The sequence below is a fragment of the Tessaracoccus bendigoensis DSM 12906 genome, from assembly GCF_900141915.1.
Classification (GTDB): Bacteria; Actinomycetota; Actinomycetes; order Propionibacteriales; family Propionibacteriaceae; genus Arachnia; species Arachnia bendigoensis.
The window spans coordinates 16,097-27,696 of record NZ_FQZG01000014.1 but is presented as its reverse complement, the minus strand read 5'-3'; the positions used below and the strand labels follow the sequence as shown (position 1 = coordinate 27,696).

General features: G+C 67.4%; 7 protein-coding genes. 2 read left to right on the top strand and 5 right to left on the bottom strand.

Annotated features, from left to right (window positions below):
• The first annotated feature begins 71 nt into the window (after positions 1-71).
• Both BUC15_RS05065 and BUC15_RS05060 read left to right on the top strand, forming a co-directional pair.
• Positions 72-554 carry a DUF1269 domain-containing protein gene (locus BUC15_RS05065; protein WP_073186451.1) on the top strand — a complete coding sequence of 161 codons (483 nt, stop codon included), beginning with the start codon at positions 72-74 and terminating at the stop codon, positions 552-554.
• 37 nt (positions 555-591) lie between these two features.
• A complete protein-coding gene (locus BUC15_RS05060; RefSeq protein ID WP_073186450.1) occupies positions 592-2,148 on the top strand; it encodes an SLC13 family permease in 1,557 nt (518 codons plus the stop codon).
• Between the two features lie 7 nt (positions 2,149-2,155).
• On the opposite strand, the gene BUC15_RS05055 is transcribed toward BUC15_RS05060, so the two are convergent.
• The 5 genes from BUC15_RS05055 to BUC15_RS05035 all read right to left on the bottom strand — a co-directional run bounded on the left by BUC15_RS05055 (position 2,156) and on the right by BUC15_RS05035 (position 11,593).
• Complete coding sequence (locus BUC15_RS05055) at positions 2,156-4,102, bottom strand: M13 family metallopeptidase (RefSeq protein WP_073186449.1); 1,947 nt, start codon at positions 4,100-4,102, stop codon at positions 2,156-2,158.
• Positions 4,103-4,182: 80 nt separating this feature from the next.
• Positions 4,183-5,430 (bottom strand): hypothetical protein, encoded by a 1,248-nt coding sequence (locus BUC15_RS05050; protein ID WP_139280092.1) that lies wholly within the window; start codon positions 5,428-5,430, stop codon positions 4,183-4,185.
• Complete coding sequence (locus tag BUC15_RS05045) at positions 5,427-6,470, bottom strand: 2-oxoacid:ferredoxin oxidoreductase subunit beta (RefSeq protein WP_073186447.1); 1,044 nt, start codon at positions 6,468-6,470, stop codon at positions 5,427-5,429. Before BUC15_RS05045 ends, BUC15_RS05050 begins: the two co-directional genes overlap by 4 nt.
• Complete coding sequence (locus BUC15_RS05040) at positions 6,467-8,344, bottom strand: 2-oxoacid:acceptor oxidoreductase subunit alpha (protein ID WP_073186446.1); 1,878 nt, start codon at positions 8,342-8,344, stop codon at positions 6,467-6,469. Before BUC15_RS05040 ends, BUC15_RS05045 begins: the two co-directional genes overlap by 4 nt.
• Before the next feature lie 96 nt (positions 8,345-8,440).
• The gene (locus tag BUC15_RS05035; RefSeq protein ID WP_175558246.1) at positions 8,441-11,593 is read right to left on the bottom strand and encodes a DEAD/DEAH box helicase; all 3,153 of its coding nucleotides are present in this window, start codon (positions 11,591-11,593) and stop codon (positions 8,441-8,443) included.
• Positions 11,594-11,600 lie beyond the last annotated feature (7 nt).

The following is an 11,600-nucleotide window of genomic DNA, read 5'->3' as shown; positions in this document are numbered from 1 at the left end:
ACGGACAGCCACCATAACCGGTTAGACCCACGCATGGTGCGTGGGCGAGCCTCGAAAACGGGAGAACCAACGTGAGTGAACTCATCATCATCGGATACGACGACCATGCCACGGCCGAGAAGGCGCAGGAGACGGTGCTCGGCCTGCAGCGGGACTTCGTGGTGAAGCTGTCAGGAATCGCGGTCGTCCGCGTCGACGAGGACGGCAAGAAGCACATCGACACACCCAGCAGCATCGTCGGCGCCTCGGCCGCGGGCGGTGCCCTGTGGGGCGCGATCATCGGTCTGCTGTTCCTCGTCCCAGGCCTCGGCCTGCTCATCGGTGGCGCTTGGGGTGCCCTGGCGGGGGTCGCAGGAAAGGCCGGCGTGAACCGGGACCTCCGCTCCCGCGTCGACGGGTTGCTGGTGCCTGGCAAGGCCGCCCTCGTGGTGATGACCACCAAGCTCACCGAGGACAAGTTCTCGGCCGCGCTCGCCCCTCTCGGCGGCACCGTGCTGAAGACGTCGCTCTCAGATGAGGATGAGAAGGCGCTGGCCGAGGAACTCGCCGAGTAAGCGCCGAAACCCCACAGCTTCCGGAAGGAAAGTCGCCGTGTCAGACACGACCATCACCTTGTTGATCCTTGCGGCCACGGTGGTCCTGTTCATCATCGACCGACTTCCGGTGGCGGTGGTGGCTCTCCTGGTGCCGCTCAGCCTGTGGGCCGGCGGGGTGCTGGACCTCGGTGAGGCCATGGCCGGGTTCGGCGACCCGACGGTCCTGTTCATCGCGGCCCTGTTCGTCATCAGCGAGGCCCTCGACGCCACGGGGGTCACCTCCTGGGTCGGGTCCCTCGTGATGCAACACGGTGGCGACAGCCGCACCCGGCTCCTGACCATCATCATGCTGGTCGTGGCCCTGCTGACCACCCTGATCAGCCCGAACGGATCGATCGCCGCGCTGACCCCCGTGATCGTGGTGATCGCGATCCGGGGGAAGCGCTCACCGTCCGAACTCCTCATGCCCGCCGCATTCGCAGCCCACGCCGGTTCACTGCTGATGCTGACAGGATCACCCGTGACGGTGGTCGTCGCCGAATACCTCGAAGAGGCAGGTGGGGGCCGGTTGGGACTGTTCGCCATCGGCGCGATCGGTGTCCCACTTGTGCTGGCAACCATCGGGTTCGCGGTGCTGTTCGGGTCGCGGCTGGTGCCGAAGCGCACCCCGGCGACGAAGCTGCGCGACTTCGGGGCGCACGGCAAACTGTTGTCCGAACACTACGGCGTCGGAGCCCAGGACCTGCTGCACCGCGGCGCGGGCGCCGCCGAGTTCATGGTGCCGCCCCGCTCGCCCCACCTCGGCGACCTGGTCCATCGCGGCCTGGTGACCGATAGCGGGGAACTCGTCGTCACCGCCGTCCACCGCAAGGGGCAAGACGTGCGGGACTCGATCAAGCTGATGGTCGGCGACACGATCCTGTTGGCGGGTTCCTGGGAGGCGCTCGACCGGGCGGCAACGGACGAGGGCCTGATCGCCGTCGACGACCCCGGTGCAGTGCGCCGCCAAGCGGTGCCGCTCGGTACCGGGGCGAAGCGGGCCATCGCAATCCTTGCGGCAATGGTGGTGCTGCTGGCGACCGGCCTGTTGCCCTCTGCCGTCGTCGGAATAGGTGCCGCCCTTGCGCTGGTGCTGCTGCGCGTCCTGACGGTCGAGGAGGCATACAAGGGCATCTCCTGGACCACGGTCATCCTCGTGGCCGGCATGATGTCGCTATCGGCCGCCATGGTCAAGAGCGGCGCGGCGGAGATGCTCGCCGACGGCCTCGTCAGCCTGTTGGGCGACCTCGGGCCGTCTGCCCTGCTGGCGGGCCTCTTCCTGATCACCGCGGTCCTCGGTCAGCTGATCAGCAACATGGCGACCGCGTTGATCGTGATCCCGATCGGTCTGGCGGCCGCAGTCGAACTGGGTATCTCACCGGCCCCGGTGCTCATCGCCATCGCGGTCTTCGCCGCGGGGGCGCTGCTCACCCCCGTCGCCACCCCCGCGAACCTCATGGTGATGGAGGCCGCCGGGTACCGCTTCGGCGACTACTGGAAGCTCGGCCTCCCGCTCCTGCTGATCTACGGTGCGGCAGGCATCTTCCTGGTGCCGGTCTTCTGGCCGTTCTGAACCTGGCTCACCAGATGGTGACCCGCTCGGTGGGATCGAGCCACAGCGCGTCCTCCTCATCGATGCCGAACGCTTCGTAGAAGGCGTCCAAGTTGCGCACGATCTGATTGCACCTGAACTCGTTCGGGGAGTGTGGGTCGGTCGCCAGAAGCACCTTCATCGCCTCAGGGCGACGCTTGCCGCGCCACGCCTGGGCCCAGCCTGTGAAGAACCGTTGCGCAGGCGTCAGCCCGTCCACCGGCTCCCCCTCGGGGTCCCCTCCTGCGAGCAGCCAGGCCCGGTAGGCGATGCCGAGGCCACCGAGGTCGCCGATGTTCTCCCCAACCGTCAGCTTCCCGTTGACGCTGCCACCGTCGACCCCCTCGGGGACCAGACCGTCGTACTGGCCCACCAGCCTGTCGGCCAGCGACTCGAAGGCCTCGCGGTCGGCCGCCTGCCACCAGTCCCGCAGCCGCCCATCACCGTCGCAGGTCGAGCCCTTATCGTCGAACCCATGTCCGATCTCGTGGCCGATGACCGCGCCGATCGCGCCGTAGTTGACGGCGTCGTCCGCGTCGGCGTTGAAGAACGGGGGCTGCAGGATGGCCGCTGGAAAGACGATCTCGTTTCGCAGCGGATGGTAATAAGCATTGACGGTCTGTGGGTACATCTGCCACTCGTCCCGGTCGACCGGTCGCCCGATCCGGCTGAGCGTCCAGTCGAGCTCGAACGAGTTGGCCGCAAGCACGTTGGCGATCAGGCCGTCCCCGAGTTCAAGCGACGAGTAGTCGCGCCACTTGGCCGGGTAGCCGATCTTCGGGGTGAACTTCGAAAGCTTGTGCAGTGCCTCCTGCCGGGTCTCGTCGGTCATCCAGTCGAGCCGCTCGATAGAGGACTGGTAGGCGCGCAGCAGGTTGGCGACAAGCTCGTCCATCGCGGCCTTCTGCTCGGGCTTGAAGTGCAGCGCGACGTAACTGCGACCCACGGCCTCGCCGAGCACCCCCTCGACCAGGGCGACGCCGCGCTTCCAGCGGGGCCGCTGTTCCTCGTTCCCGGAGAGGGTCTTTTCGTAGAAGTCGAATCGGGCGTCGACGAAGTCGCTCGAAAGATAGCCGGACAGCCCGGAGATGGCCTTCCAGCGGGCCCAGGAACGCCACGCCTCCAGCGGGTGTGACGCGACCAGCGGGGCTATGCCCTCCAGGAAGGAGGGTTGCGAGACGATCACCTCGGCCAACAGGGCGGCGTCGATACCTGCGCCTTCGCGGTAGGAGTCCCAGTCGAAGCCGGGTGAGAGTGCCACCAGCGCTTCGAGGGTCATCGGGTTGTACATCGCCCTGAGGTCGCGCAACCGCACGCGGTCCCAGTGGTGCGCGGCGATCGCCGTCTCCAACTCCAGGACTGACGAGGCCTGCTCGTCTGCATCAGCGAAGCCAGCGATCGAGAAGACGCGTTGCAGGTGCGTGAGATAGGCCTCGCGGATGGCCGCGTGCTCGTCGAGTCGGTAGTAGGCCTCGTCGGGTAGCCCGAGGCCCGCCTGCGCCGTGAACACCGCGTAGCGCTCCGGGTTGCCGGGGTCGGATTCCTCGTACAGCGCCACCAGCGGGCTGAGCCCGTGCCGCAGGGACCAGCCGAGGTGACGGGCAAGCGCAGAAGGGGAGTCGATCGCGGCGATCGCGTCGAAGATGGGAATGAGCGGTGTCGCACCGAGCTCCTCCACCGTCTGCTCATCCATGAAGGATGCGTAGAGCCGGGCGATCCGGTCGTCGTCGGAGCCATCACCCTTCGCCACGATGGCCTCGATGAGGGAATGCACGTCCCGTTCCGCGGTGTCGGTGAGGTCGACGAAGCCTCCGGCCGATGACCTGTCGGGGTCGATCTGTGCGGTGGCGAGCCAGTTGCCGTTCACGTGACGGAAAAGGTCGTCCTGCGGGCGGACGGCGGCGTCCTGGTTGGCGAACTCGATGGCTTCAGTCATGGTTGCCAGCGTAGTGGCACGGCATCGGGCCCCGACGCCGGTCTCCCCGGGTAATGCGGGTCGACCTCGCCCACGAAGTGTCAACGCTCCCAGGTCACCGTCACCTGATCCGCCCGGGCCACGAGGAGGTTGGCGCTGACCGTCGCGACCTTCTCTTCGAGGCCTGGGGTCTGCACACCGCCAGCCAGCCACGCGTAGGACAGCTTGTACCGGATTGTGACGGTGACCTCCACGATCGTCTGGTGGCTCGCGGTCAGGCTCGGTCGCGCCGCCGCCCACGGGTCGTTGTCCAGGACCCGCCTGATGCTCGACTCGTCGATGGCCGCGTCCCGGTCCATGCCGACCGGGCAGTTCGGCGGTGCCTTGAGGGGCGCCGCGAGGCAGGCATCCAAGGAGTGGCCGGCGGCGCCGAGGAACGCGTCGAGACCCGCAGCGGTCAGCTGAGGGACCGGGCTGGCCTTCTGCTCGTCATCCAGGCTGATGACCGTGATGGTGGAGGTGTCCGGATAGCCGATGAACGGGAGCCCGGTCGTCAGTTCGTAGACCCCGGGAACCGCCTCGTAGGGCTTGCCCTGGTCGAGGCTCACCCCGTTGACGATCAGCGGAAGGTCCTCCCCGCCGGGCACGTCGAACTGGATCGGCACGGTGGTGCGTTCCAGCTGGTACTCGCCGGTGTCGAGAAGGTTGAGGCTGATCATCGTGTCGAACGACCGCTCGCCGAGCCGGTAGCGAACATGGACCCGGGTTGCGTCCGTCTCCCGCGTCAGGATCTCGACACCATTGAGGTTCGAGCGCTCACGGGTGGCCGTGAAATCGGCCCGGGTGAGTAGCCGCTCGGAGCCGTTGCCACCCCGCGGCCCCATCGCCAACGCCCGCTCGATGTCACCCTCTTCGAGGGCGGCGAAGTACTGGGAGACGATCTGCTGAGGCGTCTCTGCCCTCACCTGGTTCGATGCGGTCGAGGTTGGTTTCGCGATCACATTCGGGTCGATCTGCCGTGGGCGCAGGAAGGTGACGTAGCCGAAGCCGATCAGGATGCCGGTCAGTGCGATCGCAATGAACGCAAATGTCAGCGCCCGGAACGGAACCGGCCTGGCGGCCCGCTCCTCCTCGATCTCTGGCGCCGTGAAGCGGCTCTGGTCGCTGGCCCGCGTCAACACCGAACGCATCCCGGCGGCGTCGAATCTCGGCGCCTCCGGGACCACATCGTGCGGGGGAGGGCGGACAGGGGTCGCCGTGGATCGCGGGTCGTCGTCCCCCGCGACCCGGGGATCGGAACCTTGGGCGCCGGGCATGGCTGGTGGCCAGTCCCGCTGCCCTCCGGTCATTTCTCGTCTGCCTCCCACGTGTCGCCCCCGGCGATGACAGAGGCTAGCGCCGAGGTGGGGTCATCCGCACGGACATCTGTGATCTGGTCCCGGACGAGGTCGTCGTAGGCCGGTCGTGTGACGTTGCGGAAGATGCCGATGGGGGCCTGCTGCAGGATGCCCGGCTCGGTCAACCGCGACAGGGCGAAAGCCTGCGAAGGGTCCGCGCGTGTCTCATCGTGGACCACGATCGAGGCGGGATCCACGTCGGCCGTCACCGACACCTTCAATTCGCCCGAATCCGTGCGGATGACGCAGTACTCACCACCGGCGAACAGAACCGGCTCCCCATCGCGCAGCGAGATGAGGGCACCTTCCGGGCCCTTCAGGGTCTCGAAGGCGTCGTCGTTGAAGATCGGGCAGTTCTGGTAGATCTCTACCAGTGAGGTGCCGCGGTGCCTTGTGGCGGCGGTCAGGACCTCGGTCAGGTGCTTGCGGTCGGAGTCGATGCTGCGCGCCACGAACGACGCTTCGGCGCCGATCGCCAAAGAGATCGGGTTGAACGGGGTGTCCAGGGAACCGAACGGTGTCGACTTCGTGATCTTGCCCACTTCGGATGTGGGTGAGTACTGACCCTTCGTCAACCCGTAGATGCGGTTGTTGAACAGCATGATGGTCATGTTCACGTTGCGCCTGAGCGCGTGCATCAGGTGATTCCCGCCGATGGACAGCGCGTCCCCGTCACCGGTGACGACCCAGACGTTCAGGTCGGGCCGGGTCATGGCTACTCCCGTGGCGATCGCGGGGGCGCGCCCGTGGATGGAGTGCATGCCGTAGGCGTCCACGTAGTACGGGAAGCGGGAGGAGCAGCCGATACCGGAGACGATGACGGTGTTCTCACGCTTGATCCCGAGCGTGGCGACCATCGACTGGAAGGTTGCCAGGATCGAGTAGTCACCGCAGCCGGGGCACCAACGCACCTCCTGGTCGCTGGTGTAGTCCTTCTTGGTGAGTGGCTCAATGCTCAGCGGGACTCCGGCGAGGCCGGTCGGGGCGGTCATCGGTTCTCCTCCTGGAGGGCGTCGATCGTGGAGATCAGGTCTGACTCAAGTTCGGTGATCGAGATCGGCAGGCCACGGACCCGTGAATAGCTGGAAACGGGCACCAGGTAGCGGGCCTGCAACACCGTCGCCAGTTGTCCGAGGTTCATCTCGGGCACCAGGACGCGGTCGTAGGCGGTCAGCACCTGACCGAGGTTGGCCGGCATCGGGTTCAGGTGACGCAGGTGTGCGGTCGCCACGTTTCTGCCGGTCTTGCGGACCAGGCGGGCAGAGGCGTCGATCGGGCCGTACGTCGACCCCCAGCCGAGCACCAGGACCCTCGCCTCGCCACTGGGATCGTCGACCTCCAGATCGGGGATGTCGCGGACGATGCCGTCGATCTTCGCCTGCCGGGTGCGGGTCATCAGCTCGTGGTTGTCCGGGTCGTAGGACACATTTCCGGTCAGCGCCGCCTTCTCGATGCCGCCGATGCGGTGCTCGAGACCCGGGGTTCCGGGGATCGCCCACGAGCGCGCCAGCGTCTCGGGGTCGCGATCGTAGGGCATGAAATGGGGCTTGCCGTTGATCTCGCCGTTGATCTCGGTGGCGAAACCGGGTTCGATCTGCTCGATGTCGTCCAGGTTCGGGATCTTCCACGGCTCGGCCCCGTTGGCGAGGTAGCCGTCGGAGAGCATGATCACTGGGGTGCGGTACTTCACCGCGATCCGGCACGCCTCCACCGCCGTGTCGAAGCAGTCGGTCGACGACTTGGCGGCAAGCACCGGCACCGGGGATTCACCGTTGCGGCCGAAGAGCGCCTGCAGGAGGTCGGCCTGTTCGGTCTTGGTCGGCATGCCCGTTGATGGGCCGGAGCGCTGGACGTTGACGACGACCAGCGGTAGTTCGGTCATGACCCCGAGCCCGATCGCCTCGGATTTCAGCGCCACACCGGGGCCGGAGGTCGACGTCACGCCGAGCGAGCCCGCGAAGGAAGCACCGATCGCCGCGCCCACAGCGGCGATCTCATCTTCGGCCTGGAACGTCATGACGCCGACGTCCTTGCGTTTCGAAAGCTCGTGCAGGATGTCGGAGGCGGGTGTGATCGGGTAGGTCCCGAGGAACAGCCGCATCCCCGCCTTCTGCGCCCCGACGATCAGACCGTAGGCGGTGGCCAGGTTACCGGTGATCTGCCGGTAACGGCCCTTGGGCATCGGGGCGGGCGGTACCTGGTACTGGACCTCGAACACCTCGGTCGTCTCACCGTAGGCGTAGCCGGCCTTGAAGGCGGCGATGTTCGCGTCACGGATCACAGGGAGTTTGGCGAACTTCTCTCCCAGGAACCGGAAGGTGGCGTCCGTCGGGCGCGAGTAGAGCCAGCTCAGCAGCCCGAGCGCAAACATGTTCTTGGTGCGTGACGCGTCCTTGCGGCTGAGCCCGAACTCGGAGACCGCCGCGGTGGCGAGGCCGGTCAGGTCGATCGCGTGCACCGAGTAGTTGGTCAGGCTGCCGTCTTCGAGCGGGTTCGACGCCCAACCGATCTTGGCGAGATTGCGCTTGGTGAAGTCGGCGGTGTCGACCACGATCACCCCGCCGCGCGGCAGATCCCGGAGGTTCGCTTTCAACGCGGCTGGATTCATCGCGACCAGCACGTCCGGAACGTCTCCGGGGGTCACGATCCCGAAGCTGGCGAAGTGGAGCTGGAAGCTCGACACCCCTGGCAGAGTGCCCTGTGGGGCCCGGATCTCGGCGGGGAAGTTGGGTAGGGTCGCGATGTCGTTGCCGAAGAGCGCGGTCTCCGCTGTGAAGCGGTCGCCGGTCAGCTGCATTCCATCGCCGGAGTCGCCGGCGAATCGGATGACGACTCGCCTAAGTGGCAGCGTTTCAGGCACTTGGATGGTTTCCTTGGATTCTCGTGGGCGTCCGGCCCATTCTATGACCCGGGGCTGGGCACCTTGGATCTGCCCGTTCCTCCATGAGTGAACGGGTGGGGGTCACGGGCCGAGCAGGCCCATGATGTCGTCAGCGCTGAGCGGTGCGCCCGCGTCAGAACCGGTTCCTACGACGGAGTCGAACAGGTCGCGCTTGCGTTGCTGCAGCGCAACCACCTTGTCTTCGACCGTGTCGGAGGAAACGAGCCGGTAGACGTTGACCGGCTTGTCCTGGCCGATCCGGTGCGCCCGGTCGATGGCCTGGTTTTCGGTGGCCGGGTTCCACCAGGGGTCGAGGATGAAGACGTAGTCGGCTTCGGTGAGCGTCAGCCCGAACCCGCCCGCCTTCAAGCTGATCAGGAAGACGGGCGCGTCGCCCTCCCGGAAGGCCTCGATCCGGGCCGCCCGGTCGCGTGTGCGGCCGTCGAGGTACTCGTAGGCTATCTCCTCCTTCGCGAATCGTTCCCGCACGAGGGCTAGGAATCCGGTGAACTGCGAGAAGACGAGGGCCCGGTGTCCTTCGGCCACCACCTCCCCGAGCATCTCGATGAGCGCGTCGATCTTGGCCGACCCGTGGGCGGCCTGCGCATCGACCAGGTTGGGGGCAAGGCTCAGCTGACGCAGCATCGTCAGCGAACTCAGGATCGTGATCCGGTTGCGCTGCAGGTCGCCCAGCAGCCCCAGCACCTTCTGCCGTTCCCGGGTCAGGTACCGGTCGTACATGCGGCGGTGCCCGGGCGACAACTCGACCGGCACGAGCTGTTCCTGCTTCTCGGGCAACTCGGCGGCCACCGCGGCCTTGGTCCGACGCAGGATCAGCGGCCGGATGCGACGACGCAGCCTCGAAAGGGTCTCCTCATCGCCGGACTCGATCGGGCGCCGGTAGTCGGCGGTGAAGGCCCGTGGATCGGGGAACAGCCCAGGCGCCGTGATCGACAACAGGGACCAGAGATCCATGACGTTGTTCTCCAGCGGGGTACCTGTCAGCGCCACCTTCACCCGTGCGTTCAGCACCCGGACCGCGTGGTGCGCCTTTGCGGTGTGGTTCTTCACGAACTGGGCCTCGTCGAGGAGCACCGCCGACCACGTCAGGTCGTGGTAGGCGTCCGCCTCGAGCCTCAGCAGCGTGTAGGAGGTGATGACGATCTGCGCGTCCCCGACGGTCGCGTCCAGCGGTTCGCCACGCTTGGCCTCAGTCGCGGAGACGGCGACGACCTTCAGGCCTGGAGCGAAGCGGGCAGCCTCGCTGGCCCAGGTCCCGATCACGGAGGTGGGGGCGACCACCAGCATCGGCTCGTTCAACTCGCCGGCCTCGAAGGCGGCCTGTGCCGCGGCCAACGCCTGCACGGTTTTGCCGAGGCCCATTTCGTCGGCCAGGATGCCGCCGAGCCGCGCGCGCCACAGGAACCTCAGCCAGCGAAATCCGGTCTCCTGGTAGGGCCGCAGCTTCGCAGCCAGGCCCGCAGGGACCGGTTCGTCCGGGAGCGTTGCCGGGTCGAGGAGGGCGTCGACCGACTCTCGCCAGGAGTCGGCCTGGCTGGTCACGATGCCCAGCCTGGCCAGATCGTCCCAGAGGCCTGCGTGTTCCGGGCGGAGTCCGAGGGCGTCTTCCTCTCCGTCGGGGTCGGCGAGCAGCCGCGCCTCGGCGATCAATTGCCTGAGCTCGGCGAGTTGAGGGGTGTCGAGATCGAACCAGGTTCCCGACTCCAGCAGCAGGTGGTCATCGCCTGAGGCGAGGGCCCGCATCAGGTCGCCGAGCGGTACCGCCTCGCCGTCGATCGTGATGTCGATGTGCAGATCGAACCAGTCACCGGCCATCGGGGACTCGCCGACGCTGAGTCGGACCTCCGGGGCGTCCTCGGCTTTCCGGTAGCTGGGGGCCTCGGTGTTGGTTTCGACGTCGACCCGCTCGTCGGAGTGCAGCGCAGGCAACGCGACAGACACGAACTCGATGAGGCTGCGGCCGGTGAGGAAGGCGGGCAACAGTTCGCCTGCGGACTTCCACGGCCCGTCCGGGGCAATGGAGTGCAACGCCTGCTCGGCGAGGTGATCCCTGGCAGGCTGCCCCTCGTTCGCCGCGAGGCCGACATCGATGGTCTTTCCTCCCAGGCGGTAACGGTATCCCCAGTGCACCGACGCGGAGGTGCTGCGGAACTCGACCCGGCAGAGCAGGTGCGGTGGGCTCGGCTCGGGCAGGTCGAGACCTGCATCGACGTCCACCCTCAGCCGGGTGCGGAGACGGGGTAGGAAGCGCAGCGCGAACTCGGCGACGTCGCTGGACGGCACCTCCACGCCGCCCTGCTGGAACAGCGGCTGCTCGGCGGTGTCGAGGGGGCGTGAGAGGGGAGCGAGGTAGAGGGTTCCGTCCCTGGTGAACGCCACTCCGTGAGCCGGTCGACCCAGGTAGGCCTTCGCTGGGAGACAGAGTTCCCCGAACTCCGCTGTCTCCACCATCGGATCGATCCGGAGCGCGCCGTCCTGCCCTGACGCCACCCTGACGATGGGGACGTAGCTCTCACCGACCAGGACCGGATCGGGCAAGTCCCGACCGGTGAGTGACGTGCCTGGGAGCAGGACGACACCGGCCCCGACCGCCCGACGCAGGGCCAGCCAGGCGCTAGGTGGTAGTTCACCGAGGGGGAGGGCGTCGGTGCGGCTTCGGCCAGGTTGGTGCGGGCGCGTGGCGAGCAGGGCGAGCAGCGCATCGCGCTGGTCCGGGGCGAAATCGGAGGAAGATCGGGCCAGGTCGTCCCAGGAGGCGCCGCCCCGCACCCAGTTCCCGCGCGTGCCACGCCGCACTGCCCTGAGGGTCGGGGACGACTCCTCGTCGTCGACCTGTAGCCCGAGGCTGTGACCCGAGCCGGTGCCGGTGCCGTTGAACGGCGCCAGCACCTGCTGCCAGGTGGGTGCCGTGTGGTGGTTCTCGGGTGAGCGCATGGTCAGGATGAGGGCGACGCAGTGCTTGCAGTCTTGGCGCACCGGGCAACTGCACGTGCCGCGCAGCGATCCGATCCCTGAGGCGGCGCTCACCGAAGTGACGTAACTGCGGTAGCCGCTGCCCCGGACGGGGGCCGTGGCCAGGTGCCCCGAAACCTGGATTGCCCCGACCCTGCCCAGATTGGCGTACTGCCTGCCCCGGGCGACGGTGCTGGCTCCGAAGCGGCGGTTGAGCGTCGCATCGTCGGCCTCGTGGGTCCAGGCAGGGAAGTTCATCATCGGGTAC